This window comes from Halobellus captivus (assembly GCF_003697845.1).
Lineage (GTDB): Archaea > Halobacteriota > Halobacteria > Halobacteriales > Haloferacaceae > Halorubrum > Halorubrum glutamatedens.
The window spans coordinates 202,824-220,477 of the sequence record NZ_RDQE01000001.1 but is presented as its reverse complement, the minus strand read 5'-3'; the positions used below and the strand labels follow the sequence as shown (position 1 = coordinate 220,477).

At 67.7% G+C, this 17,654-nt stretch carries 17 protein-coding genes and 1 tRNA gene; 12 read left to right on the top strand and 6 right to left on the bottom strand.

The annotated features are described in order from the left end of the window. Positions 1 to 31: 31 nt before the first annotated feature. Positions 32 to 418: a DUF7577 domain-containing protein gene (locus EAO78_RS01175; protein WP_122104026.1), complete on the bottom strand. Its 387-nt coding sequence runs from the start codon at positions 416 to 418 to the stop codon at positions 32 to 34. Between the two features lie 94 nt (positions 419 to 512). Here EAO78_RS01175 and EAO78_RS01170 point away from each other — a divergent pair, with 94 nt between their 5' ends. The 4 genes from EAO78_RS01170 (at position 513) to EAO78_RS18035 (ending at position 1,772) form a co-directional block, all read left to right on the top strand. Beyond that, positions 513 to 893, top strand: coding sequence for a Rid family detoxifying hydrolase (locus tag EAO78_RS01170; RefSeq protein WP_122104025.1), 381 nt, complete (start codon positions 513 to 515; stop codon positions 891 to 893). Between the two features lies 1 nt (position 894). Further along, positions 895 to 1,209: a hypothetical protein gene (locus EAO78_RS18335; protein WP_238987591.1), complete on the top strand. Its 315-nt coding sequence runs from the start codon at positions 895 to 897 to the stop codon at positions 1,207 to 1,209. A 27-nt stretch (positions 1,210 to 1,236) separates the two neighbouring features. Further along, positions 1,237 to 1,318: transfer RNA gene (locus tag EAO78_RS01160), tRNA-Ser, on the top strand. Between the two features lie 295 nt (positions 1,319 to 1,613). Next, positions 1,614 to 1,772, top strand: coding sequence for a hypothetical protein (locus EAO78_RS18035; protein ID WP_203227803.1), 159 nt, complete (start codon positions 1,614 to 1,616; stop codon positions 1,770 to 1,772). A 47-nt stretch (positions 1,773 to 1,819) separates the two neighbouring features. On the opposite strand, the gene EAO78_RS01155 is transcribed toward EAO78_RS18035, so the two are convergent. Both EAO78_RS01155 and EAO78_RS01150 read right to left on the bottom strand, forming a co-directional pair. Then, a complete protein-coding gene (locus tag EAO78_RS01155) occupies positions 1,820 to 4,348 on the bottom strand; it encodes an extracellular solute-binding protein (protein WP_122104024.1) in 2,529 nt (842 codons plus the stop codon). A gap of 127 nt (positions 4,349 to 4,475) precedes the next feature. After that, a complete protein-coding gene (locus tag EAO78_RS01150) occupies positions 4,476 to 5,789 on the bottom strand; it encodes an RNA-guided endonuclease InsQ/TnpB family protein (protein ID WP_122104023.1) in 1,314 nt (437 codons plus the stop codon). Between the two features lie 346 nt (positions 5,790 to 6,135). Here EAO78_RS01150 and thsB point away from each other — a divergent pair, with 346 nt between their 5' ends. The 4 genes from thsB (at position 6,136) to EAO78_RS01130 (ending at position 11,166) form a co-directional block, all read left to right on the top strand. Beyond that, on the top strand, positions 6,136 to 7,785 hold the full coding sequence (gene thsB / locus EAO78_RS01145) for a thermosome subunit beta (protein ID WP_122104202.1): 1,650 nt from the start codon (positions 6,136 to 6,138) through the stop codon (positions 7,783 to 7,785). A 258-nt stretch (positions 7,786 to 8,043) separates the two neighbouring features. After that, positions 8,044 to 9,480: a sensor histidine kinase gene (locus tag EAO78_RS01140; RefSeq protein WP_122104022.1), complete on the top strand. Its 1,437-nt coding sequence runs from the start codon at positions 8,044 to 8,046 to the stop codon at positions 9,478 to 9,480. 72 nt (positions 9,481 to 9,552) lie between these two features. Continuing rightward, complete coding sequence (locus EAO78_RS01135) at positions 9,553 to 10,569, top strand: ornithine cyclodeaminase family protein (RefSeq protein WP_122104021.1); 1,017 nt, start codon at positions 9,553 to 9,555, stop codon at positions 10,567 to 10,569. A gap of 96 nt (positions 10,570 to 10,665) precedes the next feature. Next, positions 10,666 to 11,166, top strand: a complete 501-nt coding sequence (locus EAO78_RS01130) for a dihydrofolate reductase (protein WP_122104020.1) — start codon at positions 10,666 to 10,668, stop codon at positions 11,164 to 11,166. 6 nt (positions 11,167 to 11,172) lie between these two features. On the opposite strand, the gene EAO78_RS01125 is transcribed toward EAO78_RS01130, so the two are convergent. Then, positions 11,173 to 11,946, bottom strand: coding sequence for an RlmE family RNA methyltransferase (locus EAO78_RS01125; RefSeq protein ID WP_122104201.1), 774 nt, complete (start codon positions 11,944 to 11,946; stop codon positions 11,173 to 11,175). A gap of 132 nt (positions 11,947 to 12,078) precedes the next feature. After that, positions 12,079 to 13,095: a hypothetical protein gene (locus tag EAO78_RS01120; RefSeq protein ID WP_122104019.1), complete on the bottom strand. Its 1,017-nt coding sequence runs from the start codon at positions 13,093 to 13,095 to the stop codon at positions 12,079 to 12,081. Between the two features lie 128 nt (positions 13,096 to 13,223). Here EAO78_RS01120 and EAO78_RS01115 point away from each other — a divergent pair, with 128 nt between their 5' ends. Genes EAO78_RS01115 through EAO78_RS01105 form a run of 3 tightly spaced genes read left to right on the top strand, consistent with a single transcriptional unit; the run spans position 13,224 to position 15,803 of the window. Further along, entirely contained in the window at positions 13,224 to 13,643 is a 420-nt protein-coding gene (locus EAO78_RS01115; RefSeq protein WP_122104018.1) for a cobalamin B12-binding domain-containing protein, read from the top strand. Beyond that, entirely contained in the window at positions 13,644 to 14,816 is a 1,173-nt protein-coding gene (gene meaB / locus EAO78_RS01110) for a methylmalonyl Co-A mutase-associated GTPase MeaB (RefSeq protein ID WP_122104017.1), read from the top strand. A 30-nt stretch (positions 14,817 to 14,846) separates the two neighbouring features. Then, complete coding sequence (locus EAO78_RS01105; RefSeq protein WP_122104016.1) at positions 14,847 to 15,803, top strand: alpha/beta fold hydrolase; 957 nt, start codon at positions 14,847 to 14,849, stop codon at positions 15,801 to 15,803. A gap of 79 nt (positions 15,804 to 15,882) precedes the next feature. On the opposite strand, the gene EAO78_RS01100 is transcribed toward EAO78_RS01105, so the two are convergent. Further along, on the bottom strand, positions 15,883 to 16,401 hold the full coding sequence (locus EAO78_RS01100; protein ID WP_122104200.1) for a DUF4442 domain-containing protein: 519 nt from the start codon (positions 16,399 to 16,401) through the stop codon (positions 15,883 to 15,885). Between the two features lie 177 nt (positions 16,402 to 16,578). On the opposite strand from EAO78_RS01100, the gene ncsA reads away from it, so the two are divergent. Then, positions 16,579 to 17,628: a tRNA 2-thiolation protein NcsA gene (gene ncsA, locus EAO78_RS01095; RefSeq protein WP_122104015.1), complete on the top strand. Its 1,050-nt coding sequence runs from the start codon at positions 16,579 to 16,581 to the stop codon at positions 17,626 to 17,628. The last annotated feature ends 26 nt before the right edge of the window (positions 17,629 to 17,654 follow it).

Sequence of the window (17,654 nt, the reverse complement as noted above, 5' to 3'; positions counted from 1 at the left end):
TCGCCACCTCGGTGACGCTCGGCCGACCGCCTCAGAGCGGTCGACGCGTCGCCCTGGCGGCGTCGCCGCGCCCCCGTTCGACGAGAGCGGACCGCACGCACCAGCGGCAGTAGCGGTATCCCGACCGGTTTCGTGCGCCGCAGTGCCCGCAGACGACCGTCTCTCCGTCGGCTTCGAGCGGCGGCGGGTCGTCGGACCGGCCGTTCTCGTCCGTCAGGGCGTCGGCGTCGCTCGACGCGTCCGGACCCCGTCGCTTTGCGAGTAACGCGTCGAACCCGGTGTGATCGCCGTCCGCCGACGTCCTCGCCGTGCCGGTCACGTCATCGGGACCGCGGTTCCGACGGGCGAGCCTCCACGCGACCGCCAGGTTGATCAGGAGCATCCCCGCCAGCAGCGCGGCGAGCAGTGCCACCGACATGTGTGTAACGTTAGCACTCGGCGCTAATATGTCCGACGGTCGGATCGGCCGCGTCCCCGAGACACTTAGTGGTCCGCGTCGAAGGGGCCGACGCATGACGGACGTCATCCACACGAACGCGGCCCCGGAGGCGGTCGGCGCGTACAGCCAGGCGACGACGAACGGCGACCTCGTGTTCACCGCCGGCCAGATCCCGTTGACGCCGGAGGGGGAACTCCTCGACGACGCCCCGATCGCGGAACAGACGGAACGGGCGCTCGACAACCTGCTCGCGGTCCTCGCGGAGGCCGGCGCGGAACCGGAGGACGTGCTCAAGACGACCGTCTTCCTCGCCGACATCGACGACTTCGAGGAGATGAACGAGGTGTACGCCGGCTACTTCGAGGAGTCACCTCCGGCGCGGTCGGCGGTTCAGGCCGGCGCGCTCCCGAAGGGTATCGGCGTGGAGATCGAGGCGGTCGCGAGCGTGGAGTGAGATGAGGGAGGGCGACGAGGACCGCGAGGGCGACGCGGTTCCCGCTTCCGGGACCGGCTCCGCCGCTTCCGGGACGGCCGCCACCGGCGTCCCCGCCACGCGGCGGAACCGGCTGCGCTCCGCGGGGTTGTGGGGGGCGATCGGCGGGTTCGCGTTCCTCGTCGCCGCACAGGGATACCTCCTCACCGGCGGGTCGTTCCCCTTCGGGTACGCGTGGCTGTTCGGACTGGCCGCGGTCGTCGCCGCCGCCGCCGGCGCGCTGGCGTACCTCACGGAACACCGGATCGCTCGACGGGGGGCGAAAAGAAGGACTTAACAGTCCCACCGATTTAGTTTCGAACGAGCCAGGATGGCCGAGTGGTAAGGCGCACGCCTGGAAAGCGTGTTCCCTTCCGGGATCGGGGGTTCAAATCCCTCTCCTGGCGTCTTTCGCCGTCGCAACAAGAACGAGGAGCGCAGCGACGAGTGAGTTCTGCGACAGCAAAGCGCCGGAGGATTTGAACCCTACCGGTCGCGCACAGCGAGCGACGCGAGGTGCGAGCAGCGCGAGCGCCTCGGCAAGCGAGCGGCGAAGCCGAGAGCAGTGAGCGAGCACGTCCGGTTCCGGTTCAAATCTCTCCCCTGGCGTTTCTGGACGTCTCGAACGCCGAGCGACGCGCGTGGCGTTTCGAAACCCCGACACAACCTTAATATGCATGGGAAGTATTGACACGGGTGACGATGCCAGACACGAAATCGGGTCGCGAACGGAAGGGGAGAGGAAAGCGTCAGCAGCTCGAGGACCACCTCGCCCGACGGGAGCTCGAGGCCGACGACGAACCGCCGGAGCCGACGTCGGACGTGACGGACACGGAGTACCTCGTCGATCTGGACGAATAGACGGCCGAGTAGCCGCCCCGCCGATCCGATCGGACGGTCCTCGTTTTTCAGTTCCCGTCGAGTATCGACGCCGCCTCTCGGAGTCCCGCGTCCGGATCGTCAGTGATCGCCCGGTAGATCGCCTCACCGACACCGGATCGCTCGTGGTACCAAGTCTCCGTCGCGGGTTCGAGGACCGCGTTCTCGGCCATGAACCGTATCGCGGGGGCGTGCGGTTCGTAGGGAGATGACGCGACGGCGTCCACGGAGAACGGGTCCCCGTTCATCGTCGGGAACCACCCGTTCTCGAAGACGAGTGAAGCGACGGTCGGGGAGCGGAGTCCCCGCACGACCGCGAGCGCCTCGCCGAGCAGTTCCGTGTTGGGGTTGACGACAGCGTACTGCCCGTAGACCGTCGTTCTCGACCGCGCAGATCCGGCGGGCAACGGCATCATACCGATCGCGTCGTCCTCCTGCCGTATACCCTCCATCGCCATCGCAAGCGGGAGTTTGGCTGCGATCGCGTGTCCGTCGAGGAACTGCTCTCGGGGTTCGGCGTAGTAGTACTCGAACACCTCTCGGGGCGAGATCCGTTCGATCGCTCCGTCCGTTCGATCGCCGCCGATGGCCAGGTCATGGAGGACGTTCGCCGCGCGGATCCCGGGCGATTCGTCGACCGTCACCGGCGCGTCGTCGCCCGGAGCCCTGTCCTCGGTCCCGTAGTAGGCCCCCCCGAAGCCCGCCAGAACACCGGTGAACGTCATCGCGAGGATGTTGGGTTGGCCGCTCCAGACGAATCCACGGTCCCGACGAGCATTCGCGACCGCCCGCGACCACTCCGTCCATGTCGGCGGTGACGTCATCCAGTCGTCGAGTCCCTGGTATCCGGCCTCCTCGAACGCCGGTTTCCGATAGAGGATGGCGTCGGGCATGAACGCGTACGGCAACGCGTGTACCTCGCCGTCCCCCGGATGACGACCCATCGCCTCGAGCGCGGGGAACGCCTCGCCCAGCACCTCCCCGATCGGGTGGTCGTCGGCGTGTGCCGAGAGGGGTTCCGTGGCGTCAGCCGACGCGAGGAGCCCGAGCTCCGAGTTGCTAACGAGCATCACGTCCGGGGTCGGGTCGCCGGCGTCGACGCGGGAGAGGAACTCCTCGAGCCGTTCCGGACCCCCTTCGCTCGATCGGGTCTCGACGTCGATCTCGTCCGAGACGTCCGAGTCGGCGATCGCTCCGGGAAGTCCCTCCAACGCCTGAAAGGCCCCGACGTCCACGGTGACGGTCCCCCCCGTGATCTCGGTGGCGGCGTCCTCCTCCGAGTCCGTCTCCCCGCCCTCGGACTGGGTCTCGGTCCCCGTACCGTCGCCGGATCCGTCGGTCGAGGTCGTCCCGCCCTGTAGGGGCTCCGCCGTGGGATCGTTCCGATCCATCGCGACGAGGCCGCCGAGCCCGACGCCGGCGAGCGTGAACGCGCCGACCCCGTACTTGAGGAACGATCGTCTGGAGCCGCCCCCGTCGGAGCCGTCGGCGTCTCCGCCGGCCGACTTCCCGCCCGGATCGCTCGCGTCGGTCGTGGCGGCGGCCGCGGTACTCGCGTCCGTGGTACTCGCGTCCTCCTCGTCCTTCGTCGCCGTCCCGGTTTCGGCGGATCCACGCTCCGATCCGGCGGATCCCGGCTCCGACTCGCCCGATCCGGACTCCGCAGCCGACGACTCGGGCGTCGGAACGACGGTCGCGGCGAGCGCGTCCGCCCGACGGTCCGCCGTGTCGACGGGCGGAACGGCGTCGAGGAGGTCACGGCCCAGCGGATACGTCGTCGCGTACCGATCCGCCGGGTCGGTCGCGGTCGCACGACGAGTGGGCCGGATCGCCCCCTCCGGGAGGTCGTCGGCGAGGGCGTCGACGTCGATCCCCTCGCGGATCGCGGCGGCCAGCGCCCCCGGGTCGTCGGCGTCGACGTCGGGGAACGGCGACCCGTTCCCGAGAACCGCGGCGGCGAGCGCGCCGATCCGGTAGACGTCGGTCCGCTTCGACGCGTGGTCGCCCTCGAGCTGTTCGGGCGCGGTGTACGGCGTCGGCGTCGGGTCCTCGACGAGCCGGCTCAGCCCCCAGTCGTCGACGACCGCGACCGGTCCCTCGCCGTCGACGCGGAACGAGAGGCAGTCGGGGTGAAGCGCGAGGTGACACGGCGTGGACCCGTACCGCGAGTAGGTCCGGAGGACCTCACAGACGTCGAAGAGCAGCTCCGCCCGAGTCCGCGGGTCACACGCCCGCGCGGTCTCGAGCGTGGCACCGGTCGCCCAGGCCTCGAGTTCGTCGGGGACGTACTCGACCGCGACCCACGGTTCCGGATCCGTTCCCCAGTCGAGCAGTCCCCGGACGGTCCGCCGCTCGTCGACGGTCCCCCACTGGCGGGCGAGCGCGTCGAACCGGTCGTGTCGGTCCTCCGGGACGGTTCCCGTCGGCGTCCTGATCGCGATGGGATCGCCCTCCTCGTCGGTTCCGCGATACGTCGTCCACCGGGGCGTCCTCCCGACACGGTCGCCGACCGACCACGTTCCGTGTGAGTCCTCCACCGGACCCTCGAACCCATCCATACGTCGACGTTTTCGGTGCCCCCTAATAACGGATGGGCATCGATCTCACGGATGATATTCGAATTTGACCTCCTCCCGCGCCTGAAGACGCGGGAATTCCACGGCACCGCGCCGCTGGGTTGGGATATTAGGGTTTACAGTCTACCACTTGTGCCTGCGGTTGGAATCCGCTGGACAAGTCATACAGGTAGACTCCGGGCTGTGCCAACCAGCCGGTACTCCTATCCCCACCCAAACTGGCCGAAGACTCGGAGTTACTTTCGTTCATGTCGAGACGGATATTCTCCGCCCCATTTACGTCCGCGTTGAATGCTGCGTCGCACGCATCACACACGTACAACCCGCGCTCAACGCGCTGACTCTCGTCTTCTCTTCCACACACGCAACACGTCTTACTCGTGTCACGCTCAGACACTTCCACGACTTCGATCCCCTCTACTTTTGCTTTGTACTTGAGGATCGACGTAAACCGGTTGAACGCCCACCCGTGCAAGTCGAGATTCCCATGACGGCCCCAGTTCTTTGCGTCGCCGTTCTTGTCGTCGCGGACACCTTCGAGATCTCCGACATTAATCTGACCGACGCTCTTCTCGACACACCGCTCAACGATATGTTTCGCGAGACTATGGAAGAAGTGCGTGCGCCGCTCTGACCATGTGTGGTGAAGCTGAGTGGCCCGATCGCCACTCGAATCATCGCACTTCGCGATCTCTTTGGGGAAGTAGTAGCCGTCCTGTTTCAAGCGGTTGCCGGGGTACAGATCGGCTTCCTCGGTACTATAGGCCACCGCGGCGAAGTTGCAGATACCGAGATCGACACCAGCTGTCTCGCTGCCGGGTGCGTCAGGAGTCTCGACCTCATCTACACAGACGAGGTGGAGTTCCCACCGACTCTTCTGTCGGTCGTAGACGGCACGAACCTGCTGGAGATTTTCGATGGTGACGCCGGGGCGTGTCTCGTACTCGACAAGGATGTACTCCCACGCTTTCGGGTGTTCCTTGTGATTGGCACCTTTCGAGAGCCTGACGCGGTTGTTTGTGGTGTCGTGTTTGATGCCGTTTTGCTTCCACGTTACCGTACTGCGAGGGTGTTCTTCGTGGACGCGGTTGCCGTGGTCGTCGTAGTAGTTTTCTTTGCGGTAGCCGGGCGGGTTGTCCCGATCGTCAGTAGACTCGTACCACGAGGTGAAGGCTTCAGCGAGCTCCTCCAGAACGCGCTGACTGGACTGTGAGTGGAGTCCCTTGTAGTTGGTGTGTGTCTTCAACTCGTCTTTGAGTCTGCCGTGGTCGGGTATCTCACCCGTGTCATCCCACACGTTGCGGGCGTAGTAGTTCGCGACGTTCCAGAGTTTGCTGGCCGACCACCCATGCCGGTCGAGTGACTCCGCCACCTGTGAGTGGTTGCGGATTGTCGCCCGGTGGGTTCTGTGGACTTCTAACATCTGAAACGCTGTATAATAGCTTATATTCGTATTTCTTGTAAAGGCACGGTTCCAGAGAGGTGGAATATCCGACTCAGCGATAGATGGTGGACTGTGGCGTGTATTGTCGGATTCATCCTGCGGCTAAAGCCGCAAGTATTCTCCTCGGTTCTGTATAAAGGCCGTCCTCATCATCGATCTCACACGTCAAAATCCATGAGAATAGTCAACATTATTCTCGATCCGTGGGCTCTCAGTCGGGGAGTTTTGTCGATCGGCGTTCCGTCTCGATCGATCCATCCGAGGGACGCGTTTGCGATACGTTTATATAGAATCACAAACAATCAAGCACTGTATGAGCCAGCGAATGCAGCAGGGTCAGCCGATGATCATCATGGGCGACGACGCCCAACGCGTCAAGGACAAGGACGCACAGGAGTACAACATCTCCGCGGCGCGCGGCGTCGCGGAGGCGGTACGCTCGACGCTCGGGCCGAAGGGGATGGACAAGATGCTCGTCGACTCGATGGGCGACGTCACCATCACGAACGACGGCGTCACCATCCTGCAGACGATGGACATCGACAACCCGACGGCCGAGATGATCGTCGAGGTCGCCGAGACACAGGAGGATGAGGCCGGCGACGGCACGACGAGCGCGGTCGCCATCGCGGGCGAGCTCCTGAAGAACGCCGAGGAGCTCCTCGAGCAGGACATCCACCCCACCGCGGTGATCAAGGGATTCAACCTTGCGAGCGAGCACGCCCGCGAGCAGGTCGACGACATCGCCACGGCCGTCGACCCCGACGACACGGAGACGCTGAAGAACGTCGCCGAGACGTCGATGACGGGCAAGGGCGCGGAGCTCGAGAAGGACGTCCTCGCGGACCTCGTCGTCCGCGCGATCCAGGACGTCACCGTCGAGGCCGAGGACGGCTCGCACGTCGTCGACCTCCAGAACCTGAACATCGAGACGCGGACCGGTCGCTCGGCCGGCGAGTCCCGGCTGCTCTCCGGCGCGGTCGTCGACAAGGACCCGGTCCACGACGACATGCCCACCGACTTCGAGGAGGCGAACGTCCTCCTGCTCAACGAGGCCATCGAGGTCGAGGAGGCCGACGTCGACACCTCGGTCAACGTCGACTCGCCCGACCAGCTCCAGAAGTTCCTCGACCAGGAGGAGAAGCAGCTCCGCGAGAAGGTCGACGCGATCGTCGAGAGCGGCGCGGACGTCGTCTTCTGTCAGAAGGGGATCGACGACCTCGCCCAGCACTACCTCGCGAAGGAGGGTATTCTCGCGATCCGTCGGACCAAGAAGTCCGACATGAAGTTCCTCAAGAACGTCCTCGATACGACGATCGTCACCGACATCGACTCGCTGTCGGCCGACGACGTCGCGGTCGGCTCGGTCACCCGCGACGCCGAGGAGGAGCTGTTCTACGTCGAGGGGGAGAACCCCCACGGCGCGACGCTGCTGCTTTACGGCTCGACCGAGCACGTCGTCGACGAGCTCGAGCGCGGGATCAACGACGCGATCGACGTGGTCGCGACCACCGTCTCGGACGGGCGGACGCTCCCCGGCGGCGGCGCGATCGAGGTCGAGCTCGCGAGTCGGCTCCGCGACTACGCCGACTCCGTCTCCGGGCGTGAGCAGCTCGCCGTCGAGGCGTTCGCCGACTCGCTCGAGCTGATCCCCCGCGTTCTCGCCGAGAACGCCGGACTCGACTCCATCGACCTGCTGGTCGACCTCCGTGCGGCCCACGAGTCGGGCGACGAACACGCCGGGCTCAACGTCTTCACCGGCGAGGTCGAGGACACCTTCGAGGCGGGCGTCGTCGAGACCGCCCACGCCAAGGAGCAGGCGGTCGCCTCCGCGGCCGAGGCCGCGAACCTCGTGTTAAAGATCGACGACATCATCGCGGCCGGCGACCTCTCCACCTCCGGCGACGGCGACGAGGGCGGCGCCGGCGGCATGGGAGGCATGGGAGGCATGGGCGGCATGGGCGGCGCGATGTGAAGTCAGGCGAGTAATCGCCCACACAGCCGCCACTCCGTTCGCGACGTCGACGATCACCGATCGACCGGTCGGCTGATCGATCAGTCGGCCGATCGACCGATCGGATCCACCCGTTCTCCGGTTTTCTAGGCGAGCGATGCGAACAGTGAGCCGTTCGTGTCCGGTCGAGGACTTTGGGACGACGCTCGCGACCGTTGGTTATCAAGATTGATAACTAGATGCGAAGCGTATTTATTCCGGTGCTGTCACTTCCCCGTAATGGCTGGAGCGACGGACGTGTCCGTTCTCTACGTCAACGACGACGCCGAACTCCTCGAGTTGGTCGCTCGACGTCTCGAGCGCGAGGACGACCGGATCGGCGTTCGAACCGCCGAATCGGTGGACGAAGCCGAAGCGGTCCGAACCGATCACCGGGTCGATTGCGTTCTGAGCGACCACCACATGCCGGGGCGGACGGGACTCGACTACCTCCGTTCGATCCGCGAGAACGGCGACGACGTCCCGTTCATCCTCTTTACCGAGACGGGCGACGAGGAGGTCGCGAGCGAGAGCATCAGCGCCGGCGTCACCGACTACGTCATCCACCGGGCCATCGGCGACCCCTCCCCGCTTCTGGCCCGGAAGGTCCTCTCGGCCGTCGAACACGAACGCGCCCAACGACGGATGGAGCGGACGGACCGGAAGCTCCGGTCGCTCGCCTCGGCGACCGACGACGTGCTGTGGATATTCTCGGCGGACTGGCAGGAGCTCCACTTCATCAACTCCGCGTACGAGACCGTCTTCGGTCGGCCGACCGAGGAGATCCGTTCCGACCCCCGGTCGTTCCTCGATCGAGTTCATCCCGAGGACGTCGACCGCGTCACGGAGGCGATGGCTCGGGTCTCCGACGGCGAGACCGTCCGGATCGAGTACCGCGTGAACAGGTCCGAGGAGTTCGAAGCGTGGGTCGAATCGCGGTGTATCCCGGTCACCGACGATCGGGGAGAGGTCGACTTCATCAGCGGGTTCAGCCGGGACATCACCGACCGGAAGTACTACGAGAAGAGCCTGGTCGAGAAGAACGAACGGCTGGAGCGGTTCGCCTCGACGGTCGCACACGACCTCCGAAACCCCCTGAACGTCGCCGACGGGAACCTGGACCTCGCCAGGGAGGAACACGACAGTCGATACCTCGAAACCAGTGCGCGGGCGCTCGCTCGGATGGACGACCTCATCGACGAGTTGCTCACGCTCGCGAAGCGGGGCGCGACGATCGACGACCGCGCGCCGGTCGAGTTCGAATCGCTGGTCCGATCGAGCAGCGAGAACCTCCTGTTGTCGGAGGCCACCCTCGAGATCGACGACTCGATGACGGTCCGGTGTGACCCCGGTCGGACGGTCGAGGCGCTGGAGAACCTGTTGCGGAACTCCGTCGACCACGCCGGCGAATCCGTGACCATTACCGCGGGCGTATTGGAGGACGAGAGCGGGTTCTACGTCGAGGACGACGGACCGGGGATCCCGCCGACGGACCGCGAGGCGGTCTTCGAGCGGGGACACACCACGTCCGACCACGGGAGCGGCTTCGGGCTCGCGATCGTCTCGCAGATCGTCGCCGCCCACGGGTGGGAGATCGACGTGACGGAGGGACCCGACGGCGGCGCGCGCTTCGAAGTCACCGGCGTCGGACTCGACCCGACCGGTATCGAGGCGTAGGCGGGTCGGGTCGCGCCGCCGAAACCGGAACGCTTCAGCAGGGATAAGTACCCCTCCGGCAAGAGTTGCGATATGCAGACGCTGCTCCTCAACGACGAGGACGTCGACGAGAACGCGCGGATGGATCGCGTCATCGAAGCAGTCGAGGGGGCGTTCGCCGCCTACGAGCGCGGCGACGCCCAGATGCCGCCGAAGTCGTACCTCGACCTCCCCCAGTACAACGGCGACTTCCGGTCGATGCCCGCGTACATGGACGCCGGCGACTGGGACGCGGCCGGGATCAAGTGGGTGAACGTCCACACGGACAACCCCGCAGACCACGACCTCCCGACCGTGATGGGAACGATGATCTACTCGGACCCCGAGACCGCTTTCCCGCTCGCGATCATGGACGGGACCGAGCTCACGATGAAGCGGACGGGCGCGGCCGCCGCGGTCGCCACCGACCATCTCGCGATTCCGGACGCGACCTCGATGGGGATCGTCGGCGCGGGCGTCCAGGCGTACACCCAGCTCGAGGCGATCGCCGCGGTGCGCGACATCGAGGAGGTCGTCGTGAGCGACCTCGACGAGGAGCGCGTGGCGGACTTCATCGACGCCTTCGAGGACCGCTTCGACGTGCGCGCGGGCTCGATCTCGGAAGCCGGCCACTGCGACGTGCTCTCGACGGTGACGCCCGTCGAGGACCCGATCGTCGGCCCCGACGACGTGGGCGAACACACCCACGTCAACGCGATGGGCGCCGACGCAGAGGGCAAACACGAACTGGCCGACGACCTCCTGCTCGACGCGACGATCGTCATCGACGACCACGCGCAGTGTACCCACTCCGGGGAGATCAACGTCCCGTACGCCGCCGGCGTCCTCGACGACGACGACATCTACGGCGAGATCGGCGAGATCGTCGTCGGGAACCGGGCGGGGCGGGCGGGAGCCAGGGGCACCGGCGAGGAGGGCGTGTCCGGCGTCACCGTCTTCGACTCGACCGGCCTCGCGATCCAGGACGTCGCGGCCGCCCGCGTCGTCTACGAGGAGGCCGACGACAACGACAACGGCTACCCGTTCGACCTGCTCGGCCTCGCTGAGTAGGTTCGGTCGCGTCCCGGAGCAGGCGGCAGCCGCGTCCCGAAGCGGCGACGGCCGGGCCGTCGCGTCACTTTATATCACCGAGCCCGAGCGATCGGTATGCGACTCGTCAGCGTCGCGGCGCTCGCGGAGAACGGCGTGATCGGCAGGGACGGCGAAGTCCCCTGGCCACACATCGAGGCGGACGTGCGGCAGTACCGCGAGCGCGTCGCGGGCTCGCCGGTGATCCTCGGCCGGCGTACCTTCGACTCGATGCGCGATGACCTCCCGGGGAGCCGACAGATCGTCGTGAGCCGGAGCGTGGAGACCGTCGACGTGCCGACCGCGGTCGCCGCCGGCGACGTCGAGGCGGCGCTCGATCGGGCGCGCGAGGCGGTGACGGAGGAGGGCGTCGAGACTGTCTACGTCCTCGGCGGGGGGTCGATCTACGAGCTGTTCCAGCCGCACGTCGACGGGATGGTTTTGAGCCACGTCGTCGGCGTCTACGAGGGCGACACGCGGTACCCGGCGTGGGACGAAACGGAGTGGGAGGTGGTCGACGAGGTCGACTACGAGGCGTTCACTCTCCGGGAGTGGCGGCGGCGGTCGGCGGGAGAGTGAATCGCGTTACCCTTCGATCCGCTCCGCGAATCCGAACCGAGGTTTGACGTCCCTGACCTCGATCGCGACGGTCTCGCCGGGCTCCGCGTCGGGGACGAAAAGCGTGTAGCCGTCGACGTACGCGATGCCGTCGCCCTCGTCGCCGCGCCCCTCGATAGTGACCTCCAGCCGGTCGCCGACCGCGACGGTGGCGGTCATTCGACCCTTCGCGACGAGGTACACCTCCGAGGAGGCGTCCCGCGAGGCCGGCGGCGAGGTCGTCTTCACGTACTCGAACGCGTCGGCGACCTCGTCGCGGAACCCGTCGAGGTCCTCGCCCTGAAACACCTTCACGACGAAGTCGCCGCCGGGCGCGAGCAGCTCCTCGGCGACGTCGAACGCCTGCCGGGCGAGGTGGACCGACCGCGCGTGGTCCAGCGAGTACTCGCCGGTCATGTTGGGGGCCATGTCGCTCACGACGACGTCCGCGCCGCCCTCGCCGACCGCCTCCCGCAGGTAGTGGCGGGTGCGCTCCTCGGTCATGTCGCCGCGGATCGTCTCGACGTCGTGTTCGTCGAGGTCGTCGATGCGCTGGAGGTCGACGCCGATCACGGTCCCCGATTCGCCCACCTCCTCGGCGGCCACCTGGAGCCAGCCGCCCGGCGCGGCCCCGAGGTCGACGACGGTGTCGCCGGGTGCGAGGAGGTCCGCGTCCTCGTCGAGCTGTTTCAGCTTGTAGGAGGCGCGGCTCCGGTACCCCTGCTGTTTCGAGCGGTTGTAGTAGTCGTCCTTCCCGCTCATGGGCGACTCACCGAGTTCGAGGGGTTCCGATCGCGGGTCGACGGCGAGATCGTGCACATACCGGACGTGACGCGGTCGAACCGGAAAGGCACGTCGGATGTGGGACCGGCCGGAGGTCGTCGCGTCGGACCCTTAGATCCCGAGGTCACGGAGCGTCCAGTCGTCCGGAAGTTCCGCGTCGAACCCCGTCTCCTCGACCAGGTCGCGAACGCGCCGTTCGACCCCCTCGTCCAGTTCGAACGAGTAGTCGAACTCGTCGGCCCAGTCGTAGTATCTCGGCGTCCGCGGGAGTGATCCGTCGGTTTTCAGATCGTACACGCAGTCGAGCAGGTACCGTCGATACGGCATATCGTCGCGATTGACTCGGGGGAACGTTCCGTCGATCGACTCGTCTCCCACCAGCCGTTCGAGGGCGTCGACCGCGGCGTACTGGTCGGCGTAGAAGGCGTGTTCGAGCGTCGGACTGACCGAGAGATCGCCCGACGTCGCCCGGGCGCGGAGACGGTCGACGATCGAGTGGTCCGGATGCCCGATCCCCCACCCGTACGCGTGGGTCTCCTCGAGCGCGATGTCGTCGCCGTCCGCGGCGTCGACCGCGACGGCATCGAGATACTCGAGCGAGGTGATCGGTACGGCCTCGACGCCGTCGGCCAGTCGCGTGCGGATCACGTACCGGCCGACCACGTTGGCGAGCGCGGGCGTCACGAGCGGGAGCTCGTCGTCCGCGGCCGGGTCGTACGCGTCCATCACGTCGTCGAGGACGTCCCGTCCCTCCGACCGTGTCGCCGCGTCGAGCGCGTCGGCGACGGGCTCGTAGTACGACCAGAACACCTCGCGATACGCGTCTCCGCTCCCGCCCTCGTCGAGCGCGGCCGAGAGCGTCGACTCGAAGGCCGCGATCGCGTGATGGATCGCGTCGACGTCGCCGTCGGCGACCCGGTCGAGCGAGTCGTCGAGTTCGGCGACGGATCGACCGGATCCGCCGCCGGAAGACGGGGACGTCGAGTCATTCACGCCGGCCGTGTCGGAGACGCCGGACACTTCGGACGCGTCGAGAGATCCGTCGGAGTGGTCGTTGCCACAGTCGTGGAGACGGAGGCGCGAGAGCGTCTCGAACGTCTCGCCGCAGTCGTCACACTCGTGTCCCATGGCCGCACTACACGCTCCCCGGGGAAATGAGTTGACGATTCGGTCGGGTTGTCGAGCCGGACCGGTCGGAACGCGGTCGCTCCGGCACCGCCGTTAGAGTCAAACGGTCACGCGTGCCAGGTCCGGGTATGAGCGTCGAAGGGACAGAACGGACCGTCCGGTGTCTGGTCGCGAAGGTCGGGCTCGACGGCCACGACCGGGGCGCACACGTGATCGCGCGGGCGTTCCGCGACGCCGGTTTCGAGGTGGTCTACTCCGGCCTCCACCGCGCGCCCGAGGACATCGTTCAGGCGGCGGTCCAGGAGGACGTCGACGTCCTCGGCATCTCGATCCTCTCGGGGGCGCACAACACCCTCGTTCCGAAGGTGATCGAGGGGCTGGAGGAGTACGGCGCGTTCGAGGACACCCTGATCCTCGTCGGCGGGATCGTTCCCGACGACGACGTGAAGGAGCTGAAGGAACTCGGCGTCGCGGAGGTGTTCGGCCCGGGAACGCCGATGAAGGAGACGATCGAGTTCGTCCGGAACAACGTCCCGGAGCGCGAGTAAATGAACGGGCGGGACGCGAACTGGGGGGCGAACTCGACTCGGGGGCGGGCCGCTTCCCACGACCGAGCGGTCGAACTCCGCGACCGCGACGCCGAACTCCTCGAGGAGTTGCTCGCGGGGAGCCACCGTGCGCTCGCGCGGGTCATCACCAAGATAGAGGAGCGCACGCCGGGGTACCGCGGGATCGTCTCGACGCTGTACGACCACGCCGGCGACGCGGCCGTGATCGGCGTGACGGGCGCGCCCGGCGCCGGAAAGTCAACGCTCGTCGACAAGCTCGCGGCGGCCTACCGCGAGCGCGGCGACACGGTCGGCGTCGTCGCCGTCGATCCCTCCTCGCCGTACACCGGCGGCGCGGTGCTCGGCGACCGGATCCGGATGGCCTCGAACGTCGGCGACATGGACGTGTTCTTCCGCTCGATGAGCGCGCGCGGACAGCTCGGCGGACTCTCGACGGCGACCGCGGACGCGGTGACGGCGCTCGACGCGTTCGGGAAGGACGTGGTGATGATCGAGACCGTCGGTGCCGGCCAGAGCGAGGTCGACGTCGTCCGCACCGCCGACACGGTCGCGGTGCTCGTCCAGCCCGAGTCCGGCGACGACGTCCAGACGCTGAAGGCGGGCATCCTCGAGATCGGCGACGTGTTCGTGGTCAACAAAGCCGACATGGACGGGGCCGAGCGGACCCTCGCCGAGTTGGAGGAGATGGTCCATCGCCGCGAGGGCCCGACCGCCGGGCTCGACGCGGGCCACCACGGAGTCGGGGTGCCGAACGACCCGAACGACGACGGAAGCGAGGGCGAGGAGGACGACGAGAGGGACGCGTCCGTCGATGACGCCGTCGACGCGTGGACCCCGGCAGTGCTGGCGACCGTCGCCGAGACGGGCGACGGTATCGACGAGCTGATCGGGGCGTTCGACGCGCACGGGGAGTTCCTCCGCGAGTCCGGCGAACTGAGCGAGACGCGGCGGCGTCGATACGCCGAGGAGATCCGGACGCTGGTGCGGGCGGACGTCGGCGCGCTCGCGAGCGAGGCGATCGAGCGTCGCGGCGGGATCGAGGCGCTCGCGGCTCGGGTCGAGCACAAGGAGGCGGACCCGTACGGCCTCGCGGCCGAGATCGTCGACCCGATCGCGGCGTGTCTCGAGGACCTCGAGCCGGGAGACACGTGATATAAGTCGCCAGCGAACCAACGGGATGGCATGAAACTCAGGAACCTCGCCGGAACGGCCCTCCTCGGGATCGGCACGATCGCGGCGACGAACGCCGGGCTCCGCTACGAGGGCGATCTCGAGTCGCCGCTCGTCGGCGACGACTGGACCTTCCGCTGGCGCGGGATGGACGTGGCGTACACCGAGGGCGGTGATCCGGGGGACCGCGACCTCGTGCTCCTCCACGGGATCAACGCCGCGGGCTCCGCCGGCGAGTGGCGCGAGGTCTTCGGCGACCTCACCGCCGACTACCACGTCATCGCGCCCGACCTCCCGGGGTACGGCCGCTCCGATCGCCCGCCGCTGCGGTACTCCGCCGCGCTGTACGAGGACTTCGTTCACGACTTCCTCGCCGAGTTCGACGAGCCCGCGGTGGTCGCCTCGTCGCTGTCGGCGGCGTACGCCGCCGGGGCGGTCGCCGGCGACGGAGCGGCCGGCGACGACGTCGAGATAAGCGGCTTCGTCGCGGTCTGCCCCACGACCGTCGCCGGGCCGAGTCCGCCGAAACCCTGGCTCCGGGAACTGCTGCGGTCGCCGCTCGTCGGCTCGGCGCTGTTCAACCTGATCGCCTCGAAACCCTCGATCCGGTACTTCAACGCCGACCACGGCTACTACGACCCCGAAAACCCCACGGAGGAGTGGGTCGACTACGAGTGGCGGACCAGTCACGTCGAGAACGCGCGCTTCGCGCCGGCGTCGTTCGTCTCGGGCTACCTCAACGGCGACCTCGACCTGGCGGCCGCGCTCGCCGACCTCGAGGTGCCGCCGACCATCGTGTGGGGACGCGAGGCCGACGTGAGCCCGCTCTCGGACGGTCGGGAGCTCGCGGACGCGTCGGGGGCGCGGCTGGTCGTCTTCGATCGGGCCGCCCTGCTTCCACACGTCGAACACCCGAACCGGTTCCTCGAGACCGTCCGCGAGAGCCTCGTCGCGGGCGCGACGGCCTGAACGGGTCCGGGGTTCGGATCCGTCTCTCGTCCCCGCCCCGTCGACGCCGGTCCGAGTCCGAGCCGCCCGCCGTCCGCGCTCACCCGTCGCGCCGCACGTACAGCGTCTTCCGACAGGTCGCGTGGGCGGTGCCCGACTCGTCGACGAGCGAGACGTCGTACTCGCGGTCGGTCGACTCGCCCGGCGCGAGCTCCTCGCGGATCGTCGCGGTCTCCGCGGCCTCGAGCTCGAACTCCGCGTACAGCGTCTCACGACCGGGTTCGATGAACTCGATCGCGGCCGACTTGTCCCAGACCGTGAAGCCGTCGCCGAGGACCCGCCGGAGCATGGTCATGTACACCGGGTCGAGCGCGCCGTAGAGGCTCCCGCCGAAGGCCACGCCGAGGCCGTTTCTCGTCCGCCAGTTGAACGGGACCCGCACGCGGACGTATCGCCACTCCGCGCCGATGTGATCGATCCGCCCCCCGGTCCCGCGATAGGCGGGAAGCAGGTTGAACGCGTGTCGCCACAGCCGCGTCCGGAGGCTCTCCGCCGGCGGGTCCGGGTCGATCGGGTTCGAGTCCGGGTCGCGGTCGATCCCGGTCGGGGAGTCCGTCACGTCCACTCCAGTCGTCCCCGGGGGCAAACCGGTACCGAAACGCGAGACAACGCACGTGGCGTTGCCGAACGACCCCGTCTCGACGGGAGGGCCGCGTCGTTCCGCATCGCCGCGCCCCGAAACCCGCATCGCCGCGCCCCGAAACCGGTATCCCCGCTCGTCCGCAACCGGACACCGATGGAGTGTGACAAGTGCGGGGCCGACGCGATCCACCACGCCGCCTACTCGGGGGCCCACCTCTGTGGCGAGCACCTCTGTCGCTCGGTCGAGAAGCGTGTGAAACGCCGCGTTCGGGAGGACGGGTTGCTCGACCCGGATGCGACTCCCGACGACCCCGACCGCTGGGTGATCGGGCTCTCGGGCGGGAAGGACAGCGTGGTGCTCACCCACGTCCTCGACGACGTGTTCGGACGCGACCCGCGCGTCGAGATGCTTGCGCTCACGATCCACGAGGGGATCGAGGGCTACCGCGACGAGAGCCTCGACGCCTGCCTCGATCTCACCGCGGACCGTTCGATCCGACACGAGGTCGTCTCCTACGACGACGAGTTCGGCGTCCGCATGGATGACGTGGTGGAGACGGACCCGGAGGACATGGCCCCCTGTGCGTACTGCGGGGTGTTCCGCCGGGACGTTCTCGAGCGGTACGCCGGGGAGTTCGACGCCGACAAGCTGCTCACCGGTCACAACCTCGACGACGAGGCCCAAACCGCCCTGATGAACTTCCTCGAGGGCGACGTCCGGCAGGTCGCGAAACACTTCGACGCCTCGCTCGGACCGTTCGACGAGCGCGGCGAGACCGACGAGTTCGTCCCGCGCGCCAAGCCGCTTCGCGACGTGCCCGAGAAGGAGATCTCCCTCTACTGTCACGTCCGCGACCTCCCGGTTCACATGGCCGAGTGTCCCCACGCCGCCGAGGCGTACCGCGGCGAGATCCAGTCGCTCATCCACGACCTCGAGGAGAACCACCCCGGTACGCGCCACTCGATCATGGCCGGCTACGAGGAGCTGTCGGCGCTCACCGCGGAGCGGTATCGGGAGGACGGGGACGGATCCGATCGGTCCGACTCCGACGGCGACGGCGACCGGGACGACGACGGCGGCGGCGACGGCAGCCGCGACGACGGCTCCCGATCGCTTCGCGAGTGCACGCGCTGCGGGTCGAAGACCAGCCGCGAGGTCTGCCGGAAGTGCCGACTGCTCGATGCGATCGAGGCGGCGTCGTGACTCCGGGATCGACCCGACGCGAAAAA

Coding starts and splice junctions, on each gene's coding strand:
- EAO78_RS01175 (WP_122104026.1), bottom strand. CDS start 418: ATGTCGGTGGCACTGCTCGCCGCGCTGCTGGCGGGGATGCTCCTGATC.
- EAO78_RS01170 (WP_122104025.1), top strand. CDS start 513: ATGACGGACGTCATCCACACGAACGCGGCCCCGGAGGCGGTCGGCGCG.
- EAO78_RS18335 (WP_238987591.1), top strand. CDS start 895: ATGAGGGAGGGCGACGAGGACCGCGAGGGCGACGCGGTTCCCGCTTCC.
- EAO78_RS18035 (WP_203227803.1), top strand. CDS start 1,614: ATGCCAGACACGAAATCGGGTCGCGAACGGAAGGGGAGAGGAAAGCGT.
- EAO78_RS01155 (WP_122104024.1), bottom strand. CDS start 4,348: ATGGATGGGTTCGAGGGTCCGGTGGAGGACTCACACGGAACGTGGTCG.
- EAO78_RS01150 (WP_122104023.1), bottom strand. CDS start 5,789: ATGTTAGAAGTCCACAGAACCCACCGGGCGACAATCCGCAACCACTCA.
- thsB (WP_122104202.1), top strand. CDS start 6,136: ATGCAGCAGGGTCAGCCGATGATCATCATGGGCGACGACGCCCAACGC.
- EAO78_RS01140 (WP_122104022.1), top strand. CDS start 8,044: ATGGCTGGAGCGACGGACGTGTCCGTTCTCTACGTCAACGACGACGCC.
- EAO78_RS01135 (WP_122104021.1), top strand. CDS start 9,553: ATGCAGACGCTGCTCCTCAACGACGAGGACGTCGACGAGAACGCGCGG.
- EAO78_RS01130 (WP_122104020.1), top strand. CDS start 10,666: ATGCGACTCGTCAGCGTCGCGGCGCTCGCGGAGAACGGCGTGATCGGC.
- EAO78_RS01125 (WP_122104201.1), bottom strand. CDS start 11,946: ATGAGCGGGAAGGACGACTACTACAACCGCTCGAAACAGCAGGGGTAC.
- EAO78_RS01120 (WP_122104019.1), bottom strand. CDS start 13,095: ATGGGACACGAGTGTGACGACTGCGGCGAGACGTTCGAGACGCTCTCG.
- EAO78_RS01115 (WP_122104018.1), top strand. CDS start 13,224: ATGAGCGTCGAAGGGACAGAACGGACCGTCCGGTGTCTGGTCGCGAAG.
- meaB (WP_122104017.1), top strand. CDS start 13,644: ATGAACGGGCGGGACGCGAACTGGGGGGCGAACTCGACTCGGGGGCGG.
- EAO78_RS01105 (WP_122104016.1), top strand. CDS start 14,847: ATGAAACTCAGGAACCTCGCCGGAACGGCCCTCCTCGGGATCGGCACG.
- ncsA (WP_122104015.1), top strand. CDS start 16,579: ATGGAGTGTGACAAGTGCGGGGCCGACGCGATCCACCACGCCGCCTAC.